This is a genomic window from Escherichia sp. R1 (genome assembly GCF_003000935.1).
In the GTDB taxonomy this organism is placed as follows: Bacteria; Pseudomonadota; Gammaproteobacteria; order Enterobacterales; family Enterobacteriaceae; genus Escherichia; species Escherichia coli.
Window position 1 is genome coordinate 1 of sequence record NZ_PSRU01000015.1, and the last position, 20821, is coordinate 20821.

The 20821-nt window shown below is 52.4% G+C and carries 20 protein-coding genes and 5 tRNA genes; 9 read left to right on the forward strand and 16 right to left on the reverse strand.

All coding sequences use genetic code 11. The features are described 5' to 3' along the window. Window positions 1-154: 154 nt before the first annotated feature. The 15 genes from luxS to mltB all read right to left on the reverse strand — a co-directional run bounded on the left by luxS (window position 155) and on the right by mltB (window position 11246). The gene (gene luxS, locus C4F37_RS17710) at window positions 155-670 is read right to left on the reverse strand and encodes an S-ribosylhomocysteine lyase (RefSeq protein ID WP_001130208.1); all 516 of its coding nucleotides are present in this window, start codon (window positions 668-670) and stop codon (window positions 155-157) included. Window positions 671-819: 149 nt separating this feature from the next. Beyond that, a complete protein-coding gene (gshA, locus tag C4F37_RS17715) occupies window positions 820-2376 on the reverse strand; it encodes a glutamate--cysteine ligase (protein ID WP_001539417.1) in 1557 nt (518 codons plus the stop codon). Between the two features lie 72 nt (window positions 2377-2448). Further along, entirely contained in the window at window positions 2449-2877 is a 429-nt protein-coding gene (locus C4F37_RS17720; RefSeq protein ID WP_001287462.1) for a YqaA family protein, read from the reverse strand. Next, window positions 2874-3440: a fructose-1-phosphate/6-phosphogluconate phosphatase gene (gene yqaB, locus C4F37_RS17725; RefSeq protein ID WP_000273309.1), complete on the reverse strand. Its 567-nt coding sequence runs from the start codon at window positions 3438-3440 to the stop codon at window positions 2874-2876. The genes C4F37_RS17720 and yqaB overlap by 4 nt, the downstream gene beginning before the upstream one ends. A 280-nt stretch (window positions 3441-3720) precedes the next feature. After that, window positions 3721-3797 (reverse strand) — tRNA-Arg (locus tag C4F37_RS17730). 63 nt (window positions 3798-3860) lie between these two features. Next, window positions 3861-3937, reverse strand: a tRNA-Arg gene (locus tag C4F37_RS17735). A 63-nt stretch (window positions 3938-4000) separates the two neighbouring features. After that, window positions 4001-4077: transfer RNA gene (locus tag C4F37_RS17740), tRNA-Arg, on the reverse strand. 64 nt (window positions 4078-4141) lie between these two features. Continuing rightward, window positions 4142-4218: transfer RNA gene (locus C4F37_RS17745), tRNA-Arg, on the reverse strand. A gap of 3 nt (window positions 4219-4221) precedes the next feature. Next, a tRNA-Ser gene (locus C4F37_RS17750) sits at window positions 4222-4314 on the reverse strand. 315 nt (window positions 4315-4629) lie between these two features. Next, the gene (csrA, locus tag C4F37_RS17755) at window positions 4630-4815 is read right to left on the reverse strand and encodes a carbon storage regulator CsrA (protein WP_000906486.1); all 186 of its coding nucleotides are present in this window, start codon (window positions 4813-4815) and stop codon (window positions 4630-4632) included. A gap of 234 nt (window positions 4816-5049) precedes the next feature. Beyond that, window positions 5050-7680, reverse strand: coding sequence for an alanine--tRNA ligase (gene alaS, locus C4F37_RS17760; protein ID WP_000047170.1), 2631 nt, complete (start codon window positions 7678-7680; stop codon window positions 5050-5052). Window positions 7681-7808: 128 nt separating this feature from the next. Then, complete coding sequence (recX, locus tag C4F37_RS17765; RefSeq protein WP_000140506.1) at window positions 7809-8309, reverse strand: recombination regulator RecX; 501 nt, start codon at window positions 8307-8309, stop codon at window positions 7809-7811. Window positions 8310-8377: 68 nt separating this feature from the next. Continuing rightward, complete coding sequence (gene recA / locus C4F37_RS17770) at window positions 8378-9439, reverse strand: recombinase RecA (RefSeq protein ID WP_000963143.1); 1062 nt, start codon at window positions 9437-9439, stop codon at window positions 8378-8380. A 79-nt stretch (window positions 9440-9518) separates the two neighbouring features. Continuing rightward, complete coding sequence (gene pncC, locus C4F37_RS17775; RefSeq protein ID WP_000132236.1) at window positions 9519-10016, reverse strand: nicotinamide-nucleotide amidase; 498 nt, start codon at window positions 10014-10016, stop codon at window positions 9519-9521. A gap of 144 nt (window positions 10017-10160) precedes the next feature. Then, window positions 10161-11246: a lytic murein transglycosylase B gene (gene mltB / locus C4F37_RS17780; RefSeq protein WP_000476837.1), complete on the reverse strand. Its 1086-nt coding sequence runs from the start codon at window positions 11244-11246 to the stop codon at window positions 10161-10163. Window positions 11247-11501: 255 nt separating this feature from the next. On the opposite strand from mltB, the gene srlA reads away from it, so the two are divergent. The 7 genes from srlA to gutQ all read left to right on the forward strand — a co-directional run bounded on the left by srlA (window position 11502) and on the right by gutQ (window position 16448). After that, window positions 11502-12065 (forward strand): PTS glucitol/sorbitol transporter subunit IIC, encoded by a 564-nt coding sequence (srlA, locus tag C4F37_RS17785; RefSeq protein WP_000573324.1) that lies wholly within the window; start codon window positions 11502-11504, stop codon window positions 12063-12065. After that, window positions 12062-13021: a PTS glucitol/sorbitol transporter subunit IIB gene (srlE, locus tag C4F37_RS17790; protein WP_001539421.1), complete on the forward strand. Its 960-nt coding sequence runs from the start codon at window positions 12062-12064 to the stop codon at window positions 13019-13021. Before srlA ends, srlE begins: the two co-directional genes overlap by 4 nt. A 10-nt stretch (window positions 13022-13031) precedes the next feature. Continuing rightward, window positions 13032-13403: a PTS glucitol/sorbitol transporter subunit IIA gene (srlB, locus tag C4F37_RS17795; RefSeq protein ID WP_000216207.1), complete on the forward strand. Its 372-nt coding sequence runs from the start codon at window positions 13032-13034 to the stop codon at window positions 13401-13403. Between the two features lie 3 nt (window positions 13404-13406). After that, a complete protein-coding gene (gene srlD, locus C4F37_RS17800) occupies window positions 13407-14186 on the forward strand; it encodes a sorbitol-6-phosphate dehydrogenase (protein WP_001077358.1) in 780 nt (259 codons plus the stop codon). 104 nt (window positions 14187-14290) lie between these two features. Next, window positions 14291-14650 (forward strand): transcriptional regulator GutM, encoded by a 360-nt coding sequence (gutM, locus tag C4F37_RS17805; RefSeq protein WP_000252908.1) that lies wholly within the window; start codon window positions 14291-14293, stop codon window positions 14648-14650. A gap of 66 nt (window positions 14651-14716) precedes the next feature. Continuing rightward, window positions 14717-15490 carry a glucitol operon DNA-binding transcriptional repressor SrlR gene (gene srlR / locus C4F37_RS17810; RefSeq protein WP_000804550.1) on the forward strand — a complete coding sequence of 258 codons (774 nt, stop codon included), beginning with the start codon at window positions 14717-14719 and terminating at the stop codon, window positions 15488-15490. After that, window positions 15483-16448, forward strand: coding sequence for an arabinose-5-phosphate isomerase GutQ (gutQ, locus tag C4F37_RS17815; protein ID WP_001774024.1), 966 nt, complete (start codon window positions 15483-15485; stop codon window positions 16446-16448). Before srlR ends, gutQ begins: the two co-directional genes overlap by 8 nt. On the opposite strand, the gene norR is transcribed toward gutQ, so the two are convergent. Next, the gene (gene norR / locus C4F37_RS17820; RefSeq protein ID WP_000010749.1) at window positions 16445-17959 is read right to left on the reverse strand and encodes a nitric oxide reductase transcriptional regulator NorR; all 1515 of its coding nucleotides are present in this window, start codon (window positions 17957-17959) and stop codon (window positions 16445-16447) included. The genes gutQ and norR overlap by 4 nt on opposite strands. Before the next feature lie 186 nt (window positions 17960-18145). On the opposite strand from norR, the gene norV reads away from it, so the two are divergent. Continuing rightward, window positions 18146-19585 carry an anaerobic nitric oxide reductase flavorubredoxin gene (gene norV / locus C4F37_RS17825; RefSeq protein WP_000029634.1) on the forward strand — a complete coding sequence of 480 codons (1440 nt, stop codon included), beginning with the start codon at window positions 18146-18148 and terminating at the stop codon, window positions 19583-19585. Next, window positions 19582-20715 carry an NADH:flavorubredoxin reductase NorW gene (gene norW, locus C4F37_RS17830; protein WP_000064752.1) on the forward strand — a complete coding sequence of 378 codons (1134 nt, stop codon included), beginning with the start codon at window positions 19582-19584 and terminating at the stop codon, window positions 20713-20715. The genes norV and norW overlap by 4 nt, the downstream gene beginning before the upstream one ends. The last annotated feature ends 106 nt before the right edge of the window (window positions 20716-20821 follow it).

Genomic DNA, 20821 nt, shown 5'->3' on the forward strand with positions numbered 1-20821 from the left:
TTTACGGGCCGTAAGTAACGAAGTTGGATGCAAATGTCAGATCGTGTGCGCCTGTTAGGGCGCGGCTGGTAAGAGAGCCTTATAGGCGCATTTGAAAAACCTCCGGCTATGCCGGAGGATATTTATTCAATTAATTGTGAAGATAGTTTACTGACTAAATGTGCAGTTCCTGCAACTTCTCTTTCGGCAGCGCCAGTTCTTCGTTGCTGTTGATGCGCACGTCACGTTCCAGAATGTTACGCGCAATATCCTGCGCTTCCTGCAACGAGTGCATCTGGTAAGTGCCACACTGGTAGACGTTCAGTTCCGGGATCTGATTCTGATCCTGCACTTTCAGCACGTCTTCCATTGCCGCTTTCCAGGCATCAGCGACACGCTGCTCATCTGGCGTACCAATCAGACTCATATAAAAACCGGTGCGGCAGCCCATTGGCGAGATATCGATAATCTCTACGCCATTACCGTTAAGATGGTTACGCATAAAACCAGCAAACAGGTGCTCCAGGGTATGGATCCCTCTTTCTGGCATCACTTCTTTGTTCGGCACGCAGAAGCGCAGATCGAACACGGTGATTGCGTCGCCATGCGGGGTGTTCATTGTTTTTGCCACCCGAACTGCAGGCGCTTCCATCCGGGTATGATCGACTGTGAAGCTATCTAACAACGGCATTTAGCCACCTCCGGTAATTTTTTTAAAAATTTTCTGAACTCTTTGTTCCCAGGCGAGTCTGAGTATATGAAAGACGCGCATTTGTTATCATCATCCCTGAATTCAGAGATGAAATTTTGGCCACTCACGAGTGGCCTTTTTCTTTTCTGTCAGGCGTGCTTTTCCAGCCACACCGCAAACGGTTCGGTATCAGCGGCTTCCATTTCCTGCTGACGGCGTTCAGACGCCTCGCGCTCGGCGACAAAATCCTCTTCGCGCAGAATTTCCAGCGGCTCTTCACGCAGCAGATTACGGTACGCTTCAGCAAACGCTTTGCCTGTTCCGCCAATACCAGTATCAATCATAGACCTTAAGATACGGGCAGAGAAAGTCAGATCAGGATTATCGAAGCAGGCGACCAGTTCATCACACACTTTCTGATACGCTTCGCCGCCGTTAATGCTATCCAGCGTTTGCGCGACGCGTTTCAGATCGCGGAACAGATCTTTACCCACCTGCGGTAACGGGAACTGCGCAGTTTCGCAGCCGATACCCAGCGTCAGGCCCGGTTTGCGACCTTCGAGGATCACCCGGTTCCAGTTAACGCGTGTACAGGCAAGTTCGCTACTGCTCATTTCCGGTGCATCAGCCAGCGCACACCAGACCATAAACAGGTCGAGGAATCGCACCTGTTGTTCATCTACACCAATCGGCGAGAACGGGTTGATGTCCAGCGAGCGGACTTCAATATATTCAATGCCGCCACGTAACAGCGCATCAGAAGGCGACTCGCCGCTGCGGGTAACGCGTTTTGGACGAATCGGCGCGTACAGTTCGTTTTCAATCTGCAGCACGTTGCTGTTGATTTGCAGCCGCTTACCGTCTTTCTCAATACCAATCTTCGCGTACTCTTCCGATGGCGTTTTGATTGCCTGTTTAAGGCCCGCCACGTACTCGTAGAGATCATTGAAGGTGATACCAAGATTGCTTTGCGATTTATTGGTATAGCCAAGATCGCTCAAACGAAGAGAGGTCGCATACGGCAGGTAATACATACCGCACTCGGTTTTCTCAAACGGCAGCGACGTTGGTTTTCCTTGCAGGAAAGAAGAACAAATCGCTGGAGACGCACCAAACAGATAAGGAATGACCCAACCGAAACGATAGTAATTGCGGATAACGCGGAAATAGCCCGCAGAAATTTTCTTTTTGGCATCAGCGCCCGAGATATCACCGCACTTCGCTTGCCAGAATGCCATTGGCAAAGAGAAATTATAGTGCACGCCGGAAATGGTTTGCATCAGCGCGCCGTAGCGATTTTTCAGCCCTTCACGGTACAGCGTTTTAAAGCGACCGGTGTTAGAAGTGCCGTACTGTGCCAGTTCGATGTCCTGACCTTCTGCGATATAGCATGGCATACTTAACGGCCACATCCGCTCATCGCCCATATTGCGCGCCGTATAGCGATGCAGATCGCGCATAAAGGTCAGCATATGTTCAATATCACCATCCACTGGTGTAATAAATTCCAGCAATGCTTCCGCAAAATCGGTAGTAATCCATTTATGGGTCAGTGCAGAACCTAATGCTTCAGGATGACCTGTTGTTGCCAGTGTGCCATCAGCATTAACACGCAAAGTTTCGCGCTCCAGCCCACGCTGTATCCCCTTTAACGCCTGAGGATGTTTTTCCAGCCAGGCCAGCGCCTGTGATACGTCCGGGATCAAATTGACCTCCCGCCTGTCAAAATCGTTTTAATTAGCATAACTGTAATGGTGACCATATGTGCAGGCCTACAATTAGTGCCACCACATCATGCCCTGAACGGTCGCTGCTGCAACTGCAACATAGCGTAACGCTTTACCAAGGCACAAAAAAAAGATTACCGGTCCCCACGAGATGCGCATCCATCCCGCTAACAGACACAGTAAATCGCCAACCACGGGCATCCAGCTTAATAATAGCGTGACTGCACCATAGCGTTTCAGCCAGCCGGTAGCTTTCTCTTGCCAGCGCGATGTTTTACGCAATGGAAAGAAACGCCCAAGGATAACGTTAGTTAACCCTCCAAGGCTATTACCCATTGTTGCTGTTAAAACTAAAACCCAGGGATGACTCACTCCGGAAAGCAACATTGCCACCAGCACGACTTCGGAGTTGCCGGGTAATAGTGTAGCGCTGAGAAAACTACTGGCAAACAACGAGAAAAGCGATAACGCTTCACTCACAGCAAGCGAACATCCACGGCGTCCATGCCTGCTGCACGGGCCGCCTGAATACCGAAATCGGCATCTTCAAAGACCACACACTGCGTCGGTTGCACGCCCATACGCTGCGCGCACAACAAAAATGTGTCTGGCGCGGGTTTATGGTGTTTGACGTGATCGGCAGCGACGACGGCGTCAAAATAACGGCGTAATCCCAGGTGTGCCAGCAATGCCTCAGCGATGGCGCTTTCACTCCCCGTTCCTACAGCCATTGGGCGACGACCATGCCAGCTTTTCACCACTTCAACAAGAGGAAGCGGCTCGACACTATCCAGCAGCATACTTCTTACTGCTTCTGTTTTTTCACGCGCTAACGCATGCGGGTCGAGATCGGCCTGATTCAGCTCAATAATCGCCTGAGCAATACGCCAGGTGGGCGAGCCATTAAGCGCAATCATCGCCTGAACATCGTACTGAAGACCGTAGTGCCCTAATACTTCGCGCCACGCTTTACGGTGCGTAGGCTCGGTATCCAGGATGGTGCCATCCATATCAAAAATTAAACCTGCATAACGCTCGTACATGGTCTTCTCGCAAGTAGAAAAATATGACGCTACTTTAGCGTAATTGCTTGATTTTGTCGCTGATGGAGAAGGAGAAGAAAATTCAGGAAATGGATAAAGTAGTTATTTAGAAATGAGATATTTTTGAAGGAAATTTTTTTGAGAAGATGGTGCATCCGGGAGGATGACTCACTGGCGTTCGCCCTTCGGGCCGCTGCTGGCGCAACGTTATCCTCCCTGGTGCCTGCGGTTAATACCGCTACCTCTTCGATACCTTCATTGCTGAAGGTTACGGAGAATATGGTGCATCCGGGAGGATTCGAACCTCCGACCGCTCGGTTCGTAGCCGAGTACTCTATCCAGCTGAGCTACGGATGCATCGGGAAAATTTATTTTACTGCTGATATTGATATCGCTACTAAAGCCATATCAAGTAAGAGATGGTGCATCCGGGAGGATTCGAACCTCCGACCGCTCGGTTCGTAGCCGAGTACTCTATCCAGCTGAGCTACGGATGCATCGGGAAAATTTATTTTACTGCTGATATTGATATCGCCACTAAAGCCATATCAAGTAAGAGATGGTGCATCCGGGAGGATTCGAACCTCCGACCGCTCGGTTCGTAGCCGAGTACTCTATCCAGCTGAGCTACGGATGCATCGGGAAACTTACTTTACTGCAGATTTTTTGATACCGCCACTAAAGTCGTATCAAGTAAGAGATGGTGCATCCGGGAGGATTCGAACCTCCGACCGCTCGGTTCGTAGCCGAGTACTCTATCCAGCTGAGCTACGGATGCAAATGGCGGTGAGGCGGGGATTCGAACCCCGGATGCAGCTTTTGACCGCATACTCCCTTAGCAGGGGAGCGCCTTCAGCCTCTCGGCCACCTCACCACACGCCTCTTACGAGTGCTTCGAAGAACTTGTTTATCGCTCATCGTCGCTGCGTGGCGCACATATTACTTTCTGAGACTTATAAGTCAAACAATTTTTCCCACACTTTTATCGTTTGCACACTTCATGCTCAATTAGTCTGTAAAAACGTCAAAAAGAGTGTTTTATCAACAGAAAAACGGAGGTCTGACAGATAGCAGTAATGCAAAAAAATGGAGACTTAAGTTGAATGAACGGGAGTAAAGCGAAAAGACAATGGAGTGAAAGAGAAATTTTGAGGGTGCGTCTCACCGATAAAGATGAGACGCGGAAAGATTAGTAACTGGACTGCTGGGATTTTTCAGCCTGGATACGCTGGTAGATCTCTTCACGGTGAACAGAAACTTCCTTCGGGGCATTTACGCCAATACGTACCTGGTTGCCCTTTACCCCTAAAACTGTCACGGTGACCTCATCCCCAATCATGAGGGTCTCACCAACTCGACGAGTCAGAATCAGCATTCTTTGCTCCTTGAAAGATTAAAAGAGTCGGGTCTCTCTGTATCCCGGCATTATCCATCATATAACGCCAAAAAGTAAGCAATGACAAACACATTACATCTAAGCAGTCATGGCATTACATTCTGTTAAACCTAAGTTTAGCCGATATACACAACTTCAACCTGACTTTATCGTTGTCGATAGCGTTAATGCGAATGCCGTGAAGCGAGTCCACGGCATTGCCTGACGCTTATATTATTGCAATTTCGCGCTGACCCAGCCTTTCACACTGGCTAACGCTGCAGGTAAGGCCGCAGCATCCGTACCACCGGCTTGCGCCATGTCAGGACGTCCACCACCCTTGCCGCCCACCTGCTGAGCGACCATACCAATCAGTTCCCCTGCTTTCACACGATCTGTGACGTCCTTAGATACGCCTGCAATCAGAGAAACCTTACCTTCGGCTACCGTTGCCAGCACGATAATTGTCGACCCCAGCTGATTTTTTAAATCGTCAACCATGGTACGCAACATTTTCGGCTCAACACCGCTAAGCTCGCTAACCAACAGCTTAACACCATTAACATCAATTGCCTTACTGGAAAGATTTGCGCTCTCCTGTGCGGCAGCTTGTTCTTTAAGCTGTTGTAACTCTTTTTCCAGCTGACGCGTACGTTCCAGTACTGAACGCACTTTATCAGCCAGATTATTGCTATCGCCTTTCAGCAGATGCGCGACTTCGCTTAAGCGATCGCTGTCTGCATGAACGGTGGCGATAGCGCCTTCTCCGGTCACCGCTTCGATACGACGAACGCCTGCAGCAGTACCCGATTCAGAGATGATGCGGAACAGACCAATATCACCAGTGCGGCTGGCGTGAGTACCGCCACACAGCTCGGTGGAGAAATCGCCCATGCTCAGCACGCGTACGCGCTCATCATACTTCTCGCCAAACAGCGCCATCGCACCTTTCGCTTTCGCCGCTTCGAGATCCATGATGTTGGTTTCGATCGGCAAGTTACGGCGAATCTGTGCGTTCACCAGGTCTTCGACCGCACGAATCTCTTCTGGTTTCATCGCTTCGTTGTGTGAGAAGTCGAAGCGCAGCACTTTGTCGTTAACCAGTGAACCTTTCTGCGATACATGAGTACCCAGAACCTGGCGCAGCGCAGCGTGCATCAGGTGCGTTGCGGAGTGATTCAGACGAATACGGGCGCGACGAGCCTCATCAACATCAGCCTGCACAGCGTCGCCCACTTTCAGAGAACCCGCAGCAAGTTTACCGATGTGGCCAATCGCCTGGCCGTATTTCTGCGTATCTTCCACCGCGAAGGAGAAGTTAGCGCCTTTCAGTTCGCCTTTATCACCAACCTGACCGCCGGATTCCGCATAGAATGGCGTTTGATCCAGCACGACCACAGCTTCCTGGCCTGCATTGATGGCATCAACCGCTTTACCATCAACAAACAGCGCGGTCACTTTGCCGTTCAGTTCCAGATGGTCATAGCCTTTAAATTCAGATGCACTGTCAACACGGATCATTGCGTTGTAATCGGCACCAAAGCCGCTGGCTTCGCGCGCACGACGACGCTGCTCTTCCATTGCTGCTTCAAAACCAGCTTCGTCAACTTTGATGTTGCGCTCACGACAAACATCAGCCGTCAGGTCAACCGGGAAGCCGTAGGTGTCGTACAGGCGGAAAGCAGTTTCACCATCCAGCGTATCACCAGAAAGTTTTGCCAGCTCTTCATCCAGCAGCGCCAGACCGCGCTCCAGAGTACGGGCAAACTGCTCTTCTTCAGTCTTCAGCACCTGCTCAACCTGCGCCTGCTGGCGTTTCAGGTCTTCACCCGCAGAGCCCATAACGTCGATCAGCGGACCAACCAGTTTGTAGAAGAAGGTTTCTTTCGCGCCGAGCATATTGCCGTGACGCACTGCGCGACGAATGATACGACGCAGTACATAACCACGGTTTTCGTTGGACGGCATTACGCCATCCGCGATCAGGAACGCACAAGAACGAATGTGGTCAGCGATTACGCGCAGCGATTTATTGCTCAGATCGGTCGCGCCAGTGACTTTCGCTACCGCCTGGATCAACGTGCGGAACAGGTCGATGTCATAGTTAGAGTTAACGTGTTGCAGCACCGCAGCAATACGCTCCAGACCCATACCGGTATCTACAGACGGTTTCGGCAGCGGTTCCATCGTGCCATCGGCCTGGCGGTTGAACTGCATGAAGACGATGTTCCAGATCTCAATGTAGCGGTCGCCGTCTTCTTCCGGACTTCCCGGAGGGCCGCCCCAAATGTGGTCGCCGTGATCGTAGAAGATTTCGGTGCACGGGCCGCACGGACCAGTGTCACCCATCTGCCAGAAGTTGTCAGATGCGTATGGCGCACCTTTGTTATCGCCGATGCGAATAATACGTTCGCGCGGGATCCCTACTTCTTTTTCCCAGATTTCGTAGGCTTCGTCGTCGCTTTCATAGACGGTAACCCACAGACGCTCTTTCGGCAGGGCAAACCATTTTTCGCTGGTCAGCAGTTCCCATGCAAACTGAATGGCATCGTGTTTGAAATAGTCGCCGAAGCTGAAGTTGCCCAGCATTTCGAAGAAGGTATGGTGACGCGCGGTGTAACCGACGTTTTCCAGGTCGTTGTGTTTACCACCCGCACGCACGCAGCGTTGGGAAGTGGTAGCGCGGGAATAATTACGCTTGTCGAGCCCAAGGAACACATCCTTGAACTGGTTCATCCCGGCGTTGGTAAACAACAGAGTTGGGTCGTTATGGGGTACCAGGGAGCTGCTGGCAACTACCTGATGTCCCTTACTATGGAAAAAGTCGAGAAACGCCTGACGGATCTCAGCGGTGCTCTTGCTCATAATTATCCTGAAATCAAGCTAACGAAATATCGCTACCAGCCGTTGCGTGTCGTTAACCGCCCGGCTGGTAACTGAAAAGTGGGAATAAGATAAGTTTTCTTGACTGGGAAGTAAAATCCCGTATGCGTTCAGTCGGCAAAATTTCGCCAAATATCCTGGATATCTTCCATCAGATAGCCACGATAGAGCAGAAAACGCTGGATCTTAACTTTTTCTGAAAAGACAGTTGGCAAAGGTTCGCCATATTTTCGCGTCGCCTGATCGCGCGCCAGTGCGCACCAGTCGATGTCACATTCACGCATCGCTTTTTCTGTCGCTTCGCGGGAAATACCTTTCTGATTCAGTTCCTGACGAATACGCGCAGGTCCATAACCTTTGCGGCTACGGCTGGCGATAAAGCGCGCAACAAATCGGCTGTCATCAAGATAGCCATGTTCATGGCACCAGGCAATAACGCGCTCGTAATCTTCTGCCGTGGCATCAATCTCTTCCGGGCCATTTTTGCCCATAATCGGTGCCGCGAGTTTACGTCGCAGTTCTTGCTCACTGTGATCGCGCACCGCCAGAATGCGTACCGCACGATCCAACAGGCGAGCATATGCCGGGCGACGGGATGTTGATTCTGTCATGGCATATCCTTACAACTTAAAAAAGCAAAAGGGCCGCAGATGCGACCCTTGTGTATCAAACAAGACGATTAAAAATCTTCGTTAGTTTCTGCTACGCCTTCGCTGTCATCTACAGAGAAATCCGGCGTTGAGTTCGGGTTGCTCAGCAGCAACTCACGTACTTTCTTCTCGATCTCTTTCGCGGTTTCTGGGTTATCTTTCAGCCAGGCAGTCGCATTCGCTTTACCCTGACCGATCTTCTCACCTTTGTAGCTGTACCACGCGCCTGCTTTCTCGATAAGCTTCTCTTTCACGCCCAGGTCAACCAGCTCGCCGTAGAAGTTGATACCTTCGCCGTAGAGGATCTGGAATTCAGCCTGTTTAAACGGCGCAGCGATTTTGTTCTTCACCACTTTCACGCGGGTTTCGCTACCCACCACGTTTTCGCCCTCTTTCACCGCGCCGATACGACGGATGTCGAGACGAACAGAGGCGTAGAATTTCAGCGCGTTACCACCGGTAGTGGTTTCCGGGTTACCAAACATCACACCAATTTTCATACGGATCTGGTTGATGAAGATCAGCAGCGTGTTGGACTGCTTCAGGTTACCCGCCAGCTTACGCATCGCCTGGCTCATCATACGTGCCGCAAGGCCCATGTGAGAGTCGCCGATTTCGCCTTCGATTTCCGCTTTCGGCGTCAGTGCCGCCACGGAGTCAACGACGATAACGTCTACTGCGCCAGAACGTGCCAGGGCGTCACAGATTTCCAGTGCCTGCTCGCCGGTATCCGGCTGGGAGCACAGCAGGTTGTCGATATCGACGCCCAGTTTACGTGCGTAGATTGGGTCCAGCGCGTGTTCAGCATCGATAAACGCACAGGTTTTACCTTCGCGCTGCGCTGCGGCGATCACCTGCAACGTCAGCGTGGTTTTACCGGAAGATTCTGGTCCGTAGATTTCGACGATACGGCCCATCGGCAGACCACCTGCCCCAAGCGCGATATCCAGTGAAAGCGAACCGGTAGAGATGGTTTCCACATCCATGGAACGGTCTTCACCCAGGCGCATGATGGAGCCTTTACCAAATTGTTTCTCAATCTGGCCCAGTGCTGCCGCCAACGCTTTCTGTTTGTTTTCGTCGATAGCCATTTTTACTCCTGTCATGCCGGGTAATACCGGATAGTCAATATGTTCTGTTGAAGCAATTATACTGTATGCTCATACAGTATCAAGTGTTTTGTAGAAATTGTTGCCACAAGGTCTGCAATGCATACGCAGTAGCCTGACGACGCACCGCATCACGGTCACCGCTGAAGCATTCCCGCCGGGTAATGCCTTCACCACGGGCAGTGGCAAAAGCAAACCAGACGGTGCCGACAGGCTTCTCTTCACTGCCGCCATCCGGCCCGGCGATACCACTAATAGACACGGCGTAATCAGCACGAGCCGCTTTCAGTGCGCCTATCGCCATTTCCACCACGACGGGTTCACTCACCGCGCCATGCTGCGCCAGCGTCTCTTCGCGCACGCCGATCATCTGCGCTTTGGCTTCGTTACTGTAGGTGACAAATCCGCGTTCAAACCAGGCGGAGCTACCGGCAATATCGGTAATCACTTTCGCTACCCAACCGCCGGTACAAGACTCAGCAGTTGTTACGGTTGCGCCACGGACTTTCAGCGCCTGCCCAACCTGTTCGCTTAACTGCATCAGTTCACTGTCAGTCATCACAACCTCTGTCAGTCATAAATTTATGCCGGACAAGATAGCACTTTCGTCAGGAAGATGGTGTTGGCGTTGCAATTTTACGAGGAGGATTCAGAAAAAAGCTGATTAGCCAGAGGGAAGCTCACGCCCCCCTCTGGCAAATAGTTACTGCACGCGCGCCAGCGCCACGGCTTGTCCTAACTGCCAGACCGCCATTGCGTAATGGGTGCTGTGGTTATAACGGGTAATGGTGTAGAAGTTCGGCAGACCGTACCAGTACTGGTAACCGGTACCGACATCCAGACGCAGCAGGCTGGCTTGTTGATGGTTGCCCAGCGGCTGCTGTGGCGTTAAACCTGCCGCGGCAAGCTGCGAAATGCTGTACCTGGTTTTGAAGCCATTTGGCAAGCCTGGCGCCTGACCGTTTGCCATTACCGCGACCTGATCGCCTTTCACCCAGCCGTGCGCTTTGAAATAATTCGCCACGCTACCGATCGCATCAACCGGATCCCACAGGTTGATATGCCCGTCGCCGCTGAAATCTACCGCATATTGTTTGTAAGACGACGGCATAAACTGTCCGTAGCCCATCGCCCCGGCAAAGGAACCTTTCAGATTGAGCGGATCGTCCTGCTCGTCGCGCGCCATCAGCAGGAAGGTTTCCAGCTCGCCAGAAAAATACTCCGCGCGGCGTGGGTAGTTAAATGACAGCGTTGCCAGCGCATCGAGGATGCGAGTTTTCCCCATCACGCGCCCCCAGCGGGTTTCAACGCCGATAATCCCGACGATAATTTCCGGCGGTACACCATACACCTGCCACGCGCGATTCAACGCATCTTCATACTGATTCCAGAAAACCACACCGTTCTGCACGTTGTCCGGCGTAATAAATTTTTTGCGATAACGCAGCCATGCGCCGTTCGGACCTGATGGCGGTTTCACCGATGTGGTTGGTGCCTGGTTATCCATCAGCCGCAGTACCGAATCCAGACGTTTCGCCTGGGAGAGAATTTCCTGCAACTGCTGACGATCGAAACCGTGTTTGTTCACCATTTTGTCGATGAACTGCTGGGCATTCGGGTTATTGGCGAAGTCACCGCCCATCTGCATCACATTGTGCTGCGGCTCAAGCAGGAAGCCGCCAGACGGCGTTCCGGTGGTCGTTTCAGTCTCAGTAGGTTTTGGCTTGCTGCTACAGGCGGCAAGCAACACAAAAAGGGGAAGCAATGTTACATAACGACGCTTGAACATGAGGGGTCCATTTAACAGATTCAACCAGGGGCAAGTATGGTAAAGCATCCCGCCCCGCACAAGGAAGCGGTAGTCACTGCCCGATACGGACTTTACATAATCAACTCATTCTCCTCACTACCTTCTTTATACAAACTTTCAAAATAAAATATTTATCTTTCATTTTGCGATCAAAATAACACTTTTAAATCTTTCAATCTGATTAGATTAGATTGCCGTTTGGTAATAAAACAATAAATACTGAAGGAGAGAACAATGATAGAAACCATTACTCATGGCGCAGAGTGGTTCATCGGGCTGTTCCAGAAAGGCGGAGAAGTGTTTACCGGGATGGTAACCGGCATTCTTCCGCTGTTAATTAGCCTGCTGGTTATCATGAACGCATTGATTAATTTTATCGGTCAGCATCGTATTGAACGATTTGCTCAACGTTGCGCCGGTAACCCTGTTTCCCGTTACCTGCTGCTACCGTGCATTGGTACGTTTGTCTTTTGTAACCCGATGACCTTAAGTCTTGGTCGCTTTATGCCGGAAAAATACAAACCCAGCTACTACGCAGCGGCCTCTTATAGCTGCCACTCAATGAATGGCCTCTTCCCTCATATCAACCCTGGCGAACTGTTTGTTTATCTTGGCATTGCCAGCGGTCTGACGACGCTGAATCTGCCACTTGGCCCACTGGCGGTGAGCTATCTGCTGGTTGGTCTGGTCACCAACTTCTTCCGCGGCTGGGTAACCGATCTGACCACCGCCATTTTCGAGAAAAAGATGGGCATTCAACTTGAACAAAAAGTTCGTCTGGCAGGAGCAACATCATGATACGCATTCGGATCGAAAAAGGAACGGGTGGCTGGGGCGGCCCGCTTGAGCTGGAAGCCACGCCGGGCAAAAAAATCGTCTATATCACCGCCGGTACCCGACCTGCGATTGTTGACAAACTGGCACAGCTTACTGGCTGGCAAGCTATCGACGGATTTAAAGAAGGTGAACCCGCGGAGGCGGAAATTGGTGTCGCGGTAATCGACTGTGGCGGCACATTACGCTGCGGCATCTATCCGAAACGGCGTATTCCCACCATTAATATCCACTCGACGGGCAAGTCCGGCCCGCTGGCGCAGTACATTGTGGAAGATATTTATGTCTCTGGCGTAAAAGAAGAAAACATCACTGTAGTGGGTGATGCGACACCACAACCCTCTTCCGTGGGCCGTGACTATGACACCAGCAAGAAAATCACCGAACAAAGCGATGGTTTACTGGCGAAGGTGGGAATGGGTATGGGTTCTGCCGTTGCCGTGCTGTTCCAGTCTGGCCGTGACACCATCGACACTGTATTAAAAACCATTCTGCCGTTTATGGCGTTCGTCTCGGCGCTTATCGGAATCATTATGGCTTCTGGCCTTGGTAACTGGATTGCCCACGGTCTTGCTCCGCTGGCGAGCCATCCACTGGGTCTGGTCATGCTGGCGCTCATCTGCTCCTTCCCGCTGCTTTCACCTTTCCTCGGCCCAGGCGCAGTTATCGCACAGGTTATCGGCGTATTGATTGGCGTGCAGATTGGTCTCGGCAATATTCCGCCGCATCTGGCTTTACCTGCACTGTTTGCCATCAACGCGCAGGCGGCCTGCGACTTCATCCCGGTCGGTTTGTCGCTGGCGGAAGCTCGTCAGGACACGGTTCGCGTCGGTGTCCCTTCTGTTCTGGTGAGCCGCTTTTTAACCGGCGCGCCAACTGTACTGATCGCCTGGTTTGTCTCCGGTTTTATCTATCAATAGAGGCTGAAACATGACCGTTATTTATCAGACCACCATCACCCGTATTGGCGCGAGTGCCACTGACGCCCTCAGCGACCAGATGCTCATCACCTTTCGTGAAGGCGCGCCTGCGGATCTCGAAGAGTATTGCTTCATTCATTGCCACGGCGAGTTAAAAGGTGCACTCCATCCCGGTTTGCAATTTTCTCTCGGGCGGCATCGCTATCCGGTGACCGCCGTTGGCAGCGTGGCGGAAGACAACCTTCGCGAACTGGGTCATGTCACCCTGCGCTTCGATGGTTTAAGCGAAGCGGAATTTCCGGGCACTGTCCATGTGGCAGGCCCTGTACCCGACGATATCGCGCCGGGATCGGTTTTGAAGTTTGAATCTGTTAAGGAGTAAAAAATGAATCAGGTTGCCGTTGTCATCGGTGGTGGGCAAACCTTAGGCGCGTTCCTGTGCCACGGTCTGGCTGCCGAGGGGTATCGCGTGGCGGTTGTCGATATTCAGAGCGACAAAGCCGCAAATGTGGCACAAGAAATTAACGCCGAATATGGTGAAAGTATGGCGTACGGTTTTGGTGCTGACGCCACTAGCGAGCAAAGCGTTCTGGCGCTCTCTCGTGGGGTAGATGAAATCTTTGGTCGCGTGGATTTGCTGGTCTACAGCGCCGGAATAGCAAAAGCAGCCTTTATCAGCGACTTCCAGCTCGGCGATTTTGACCGTTCGCTACAGGTGAATCTGGTGGGTTATTTCCTGTGTGCGCGTGAATTTTCGCGTTTGATGATCCGCGACGGGATTCAGGGGCGCATTATTCAGATCAACTCGAAATCCGGCAAAGTGGGCAGCAAACACAACTCTGGCTACAGCGCAGCGAAATTTGGTGGCGTCGGGCTGACTCAATCACTGGCGCTGGATCTGGCGGAGTACGGCATTACGGTGCATTCACTGATGCTCGGTAACCTGCTGAAATCGCCGATGTTCCAGTCACTGTTGCCACAATACGCGACCAAGCTGGGTATCAAACCGGATCAAGTCGAGCAGTATTACATCGACAAAGTACCGCTCAAACGCGGCTGCGATTATCAAGATGTGCTGAATATGCTGCTGTTCTACGCCAGTCCTAAGGCGTCGTACTGCACCGGACAGTCGATCAATGTCACCGGCGGTCAGGTGATGTTCTGATCAACAGCGGAGATCCATTAAGGATCTCCGTGAGACTATAGAATGCCTGATGCGCTACGCTCATCAGGCATACAGGACTTCCGCCACTACATTAAGGAAAAGTTATGGTATCCGCACTCATCACCGTCGCCGTTATCGCCTGGTGTGCGCAACTGGCCTTAGGCGGCTGGCAAATTTCTCGTTTTAACCGTGCCTTCGACACACTATGCCAGCAAGGGCGGGTTGGCGTGGGCCGTTCCAGCGGGCGCTTTAAACCGCGGGTCGTGGTCGCCATCGCGCTGGACGATCAGCAGCGCATCGTCGACACCTTGTTTATGAAAGGACTGACCGTCTTCGCCCGACCGCAAAAAATTCCCGCAATTACCGGTATGCATGCGGGTGATTTACAGCCCGATGTGATCTTTCCCCATGATCCACTATCACAGAATGCTCTATCATTGGCGCTTAAACTGAAACGTGGATAATTTCGTTGTGAATGTTACTTGCTTGCGAAGTTATCATTTTGAAACCTAAATCAGGTAATCACGCCCATGAAACCTCGTCAGCGTCAGGCCGCCATTCTGGAGTATCTGCAAAAGCAGGGTAAATGCTCGGTTGAAGAATTGGCGCAATACTTTGACACCACAGGCACAACCATTCGCAAAGATCTGGTCATTCTGGAACATGCCGGAACCGTCATTCGTACTTATGGCGGAGTGGTGTTGAATAAAGAGGAATCCGATCCGCCTATCGATCATAAAACACTCATCAACACCCACAAGAAAGAGCTGATTGCAGAAGCTGCCGTTAGTTTTATCCATGATGGCGATTCGATCATTCTTGATGCTGGCAGTACCGTTTTGCAGATGGTTCCCCTGCTCTCGCGCTTTAATAACATCACGGTGATGACCAACAGCCTGCATATCGTCAATGCGCTATCCGAACTGGATAACGAACAAACTATCCTGATGCCAGGCGGAACGTTTCGCAAAAAATCGGCCTCATTTCACGGGCAACTGGCAGAGAATGCCTTCGAGCATTTCACCTTCGATAAATTGTTTATGGGCACCGACGGCATCGATCTCAATGCGGGCGTAACCACCTTTAACGAGGTTTATACCGTCAGTAAGGCAATGTGCAATGCCGCGCGCGAAGTGATTTTGATGGCGGACTCATCAAAGTTTGGCCGTAAAAGCCCCAACGTAGTTTGCAGTCTTGAAAGCGTCGATAAGCTGATTACCGACGCAGGTATCGATCCGGCGTTTCGTCAGGCGCTGGAAGAGAAAGGGATCGATGTGATCATAACCGGAGAGAGCAATGAGTGAAGCACTACTGAACGCGGGACGTCAGACGTTAATGCTGGAGTTGCAGGAAGCAAGCCGTTTACCGGAACGTCTGGGCGATGATTTTGTTCGCGCCGCCAATATCATCCTGCACTGTGAAGGCAAAGTGGTGGTTTCGGGAATTGGCAAATCGGGCCACATTGGTAAGAAAATCGCCGCAACGCTTGCCAGTACCGGCACTCCGGCTTTTTTTGTCCATCCGGCAGAAGCGCTGCACGGCGATCTGGGGATGATCGAAAGCCGCGATGTGATGCTGTTTATCTCTTACTCCGGTGGCGCGAAGGAACTGGATCTGATTATTCCGCGTCTGGAAGATAAATCTATCGCGCTGCTGGCGATGACCGGCAAACCGACGTCACCGCTGAGCCTGGCGGCAAAAGCGGTGCTGGATATCTCCGTAGAACGCGAAGCCTGCCCGATGCACCTTGCGCCGACCTCCAGCACCGTCAATACCCTGATGATGGGTGACGCGCTGGCGATGGCTGTCATGCAGGCGCGCGGATTTAATGAAGAAGATTTTGCCCGCTCCCACCCAGCCGGGGCACTGGGCGCTCGCTTGCTGAATAAAGTGCATCATCTGATGCGCCGTGACGATGCCATCCCACAGGTGGCGTTAACCGCCAGCGTGATGGATGCGATGCTGGAACTCAGCCGCACCGGTCTGGGGCTGGTGGCGGTATGTGACGCTCAACAACAGGTACAAGGCGTCTTTACCGACGGCGATTTACGTCGCTGGCTGGTTGGCGGCGGCGCACTCACCACGCCAGTCAATGAAGCGATGACGGTCGGCGGCACCACGTTGCAATCGCAAAGTCGCGCCATCGACGCCAAAGAGATCCTGATGAAGCGCAAAATCACTGCCGCACCGGTGGTGGATGAAAACGGCAAACTCACCGGCGCAATAAACCTGCAGGATTTCTATCAGGCCGGGATTATTTAATCCTTCAATCCCAGACGTTTCGCCAGCCGATGCAGGTTGGCGACGTCGGTTTCCAGCATCCGCGCGCAGGCAGCCCAGTTGTGATGATTTTGTGCCAGTGCCTGACGAATAGTTTCACGCTGGAACGCTTCTGTCGCTTCACGCAGGTTTTGCTTAACAACGGGCACCGCCGCCACTTCTGGCGTCGGCAACGTCACCTCAGGAAAAGCAAAATGTTGCGCCTCAAGAATCACTTCATCGCCGCTGCGGGTGGCTCTCGCCAGAACTACCGCCCGATGAATAGCATGTTCCAGTTCGCGCACGTTTCCCGGAAAACTGTAGTGTTGCAGTAAATTTCGCGCTCCGGCACTTAATACCACGCGGGAGAGCCCCTGCCGCAAACGACACTGCTCGCAGAAATACCCCGCCAGCAGAATGACATCATCGCCCCGCTCACGCAGCGGCGGCACCGAAAGTGGAAACACGCTCAGGCGATGAAACAAATCGGCGCGGAATCGCCCTGCCAGCACCTCTTCGCGTAAATCGCGGTTAGTCGCCGCCAGCACGCGCACATCGACCCGCAAACAACGGTCATCGCCAACGCGCTGAATATCGCCATACTGCAACACCCTCAGCAGCTTGGCCTGCAATGCCAACGACAACTCGCCGATCTCATCCAGAAACAGCGTGCCGTTATCCGCCATTTCAAACTTCCCGCTGCGATTACTGATAGCGCCAGTAAACGCTCCTTTCACATGCCCGAACAACTCACTTTCCGCCACACTTTCCGGCAGTGCAGCACAGTTGAGATAGACCAGCGGATTCACCGCCCGTGGCGAGGCTTCATGAATCGCTTTCGCCACCAGCTCCTTACCGGTTCCAGTCTCACCGCTGATCAGGACGTTGAGATCGGACGCCGCCACAATCTCAATCTCTTTTTTCAGTTGCGTCATGCCAGGGGACAAGCCAATCATCTGCGTCTGTTTCACCGCTTCAAACGGCGTGGCATCGCCTGGCAGCATATTCTGGCTTTCCAGTTGTTCAATCAGCAACGCATTGCTTAACGCTCCCGCCGCCAGCGCAGCAATCAGCCGTAGCTCTTCGTCGCTGAAAACATCGAACTGATCGGGCTGCATCCCGTCGAGCGTCAGTGCGCCGATCAGGTTTTGCCCGGCAAACAATGGCAGACCAACGCAGGCGTGAACCTTCAGACTCTCCTGCCCAGGAATCAAACCGTCATAGGGATCGGGCAATTCGCTGTCTGCGGGAAAGCGCACCACATCCCCGGCGCGGGCAATCGCTTCCAGCCGTGGATGCCCTTCCAGCGCAAAGCGTCTACCGAGTACATCCTTTGCCAGACCGTCGATGGCAAGCGGAATAAACTGCCGCGAATCGTAACGTAGCAACGCAGACGCATCGCACTCCAGCACCTGACGTAGCGTGGTGATCAGGCGCTGAAAACGATCCTGGTGACCAATCCCACGCTGCAATTCGATGGCGATATTCGCCAGCACATCAACGGAAAAACTCATCTTTGCCTCACTGTCAATTTGACTATAGATATTGTCATATCGACCATTTGATTGATAGTCATTTTGACTACTCATTAATGGGCATAATTTTATTTATAGAGTAAAAACAATCAGATAAAAAACTGGCACGCAATCTGCAATTAGCAAGACATCTTTTTAGAACACGCTGAATAAATTGAGGTTGCTATGTCTATTGTGGTGAAAAATAACATTCATTGGGTTGGTCAACGTGACTGGGAAGTGCGTGATTTTCACGGCACGGAATATAAAACGCTGCGCGGCAGCAGCTACAATAGCTACCTCATCCGCGAAGAAAAAAACGTGCTGATCGACACCGTCGACCATAAATTCAGCCGCGAATTTGTGCAGAACCTGCGTAATGAAATCGATCTGGCGGATATCGATTACATCGTGATTAACCATGCAGAAGAGGACCACGCTGGGGCGCTGACCGAACTGATGGCACAAATTCCCGATACGCCGATCTACTGTACAGCCAACGCTATCGACTCGATAAATGGTCATCACCATCATCCGGAGTGGAATTTTAATGTGGTGAAAACTGGCGACACGCTGGATATCGGCAACGGCAAACAGCTCATTTTTGTCGAAACACCAATGCTGCACTGGCCGGACAGCATGATGACTTACCTGACAGGCGACGCGGTGCTGTTCAGTAACGATGCTTTCGGTCAACACTACTGCGACGAGCATCTGTTCAACGATGAAGTGGATCAGACGGAGCTTTTCGAGCAGTGCCAGCGTTACTACGCCAATATCCTGACGCCGTTCAGCCGCCTGGTAACACCGAAAATTACCGAGATCCTGGGCTTTAACTTACCAGTCGATATGATAGCCACTTCCCACGGCGTGGTATGGCGCGATAACCCGACGCAAATTGTCGAGCTGTACCTGAAATGGGCGGCTGATTATCAGGAAGACAGAATCACCATTTTCTACGACACCATGTCGAATAACACCCGCATGATGGCTGACGCTATCGCCCAGGGGATTGCGGAAACCGACCCACGCGTGGCGGTGAAAATTTTCAACGTCGCCCGAAGCGATAAAAACGAAATCCTGACTAATGTCTTCCGCTCAAAAGGCGTGCTGGTCGGCACTTCGACGATGAATAACGTGATGATGCCGAAAATCGCCGGGCTGGTGGAGGAGATGACTGGTTTACGCTTCCGTAACAAACGCGCCAGTGCTTTCGGCTCTCACGGCTGGAGCGGCGGTGCGGTGGATCGTCTTTCCACGCGCCTGCAGGATGCGGGTTTCGAAATGTCGCTTAGCCTGAAAGCGAAATGGCGACCAGACCAGGACGCTCTGAAGTTATGCCGTGAACACGGTCGCGAAATCGCCCGTCAGTGGGCGCTCGCGCCGCTGCCGCAGAGCACGGTGAATACGGTAGTTAAAGAAGAAACCTCTGCCACCACGACGGCTGACCTCGGCCCACGGATGCAGTGCAGCGTCTGCCAGTGGATTTACGATCCGGCAAAAGGCGAGCCAATGCAGGACGTTGCGCCAGGAACGCCGTGGAGTGAAGTCCCGGATAACTTCCTCTGCCCGGAATGCTCCCTCGGCAAAGACGTCTTTGAAGAACTGGCATCGGAGGCAAAATGAGTAACGGCATTGTGATCATCGGTTCGGGCTTCGCCGCCCGCCAACTGGTGAAAAATATTCGCAAACAGGACGCCACTATTCCATTAACCCTGATTGCCGCCGACAGCATGGATGAGTACAACAAACCTGACCTCAGCCATGTTATCAGTCAGGGGCAACGTGCCGATGACCTTACCCGCCAGACGGCGGGTGAATTTGCCGAGCAGTTTAATCTGCACCTGTTTCCACAAACCTGGGTGACGGATATCGATGCCGAAGCCCGTGTGGTGAAAAGCCAGAATAATCAGTGGCAATACGACAAGCTAGTACTGGCAACCGGTGCCAGTGCCTTTGTCCCGCCTGTGCCTGGGCGTGAGTTAATGCTGACGTTAAATAGTCAGCAAGAGTATCGCGCCTGTGAAACGCAACTGCGGGATGCCCGACGCGTGTTGATTGTTGGCGGTGGTTTGATTGGTAGCGAACTGGCGATGGATTTTTGTCGTGCAGGCAAAGCGGTCACGCTAATCGACAACGCTGCCAGTATTCTGGCGTCGTTAATGCCACCGGAAGTCAGCAGCCGCTTGCAGCATCGGTTGACGGAGATGGGCGTTCATCTGCTGTTGAAATCTCAGTTACAGGGGCTGGAAAAAACGGATTCTGGCATTCAGGCAACGCTGGACCGCCAGCGCAATATCGAAGTGGATGCGGTAATTGCCGCCACCGGACTGCGCCCGGAAACCGCCCTGGCACGACGCGCCGGGCTGACGATTAATCGCGGCGTTTGCGTCGATAGTTATCTGCAAACCAGTAATACCGATATTTACGCGCTGGGCGATTGCGCGGAAATTAACGGTCAGGTATTGCCGTTCCTCCAGCCGATTCAACTTAGCGCGATGGTGCTGGCAAAAAATCTTCTCGGCAATAACACGCCGCTGAAACTCCCGGCGATGCTGGTGAAAATCAAAACGCCGGAATTACCGCTGCATCTGGCAGGCGAAACCCAGCGTCAGGATTTACGCTGGCAAATTAATACCGAACGCCAGGGAATGGTGGCGCGCGGCGTTGACGATGCTGACCAGCTTCGCGCCTTTGTGGTCAGTGAGGATCGGATGAAAGAGGCATTTGGATTGTTGAAAACATTGCCGATGTAGGTGGGCTACTGTGCCTAAAATGTCGGATGCGACGCTGGCGCGTCTTATCCGACCTACGGGGACGCATGTGTAGGCCGGATAAGGCGTTTACGCCGCATCCGGCAAT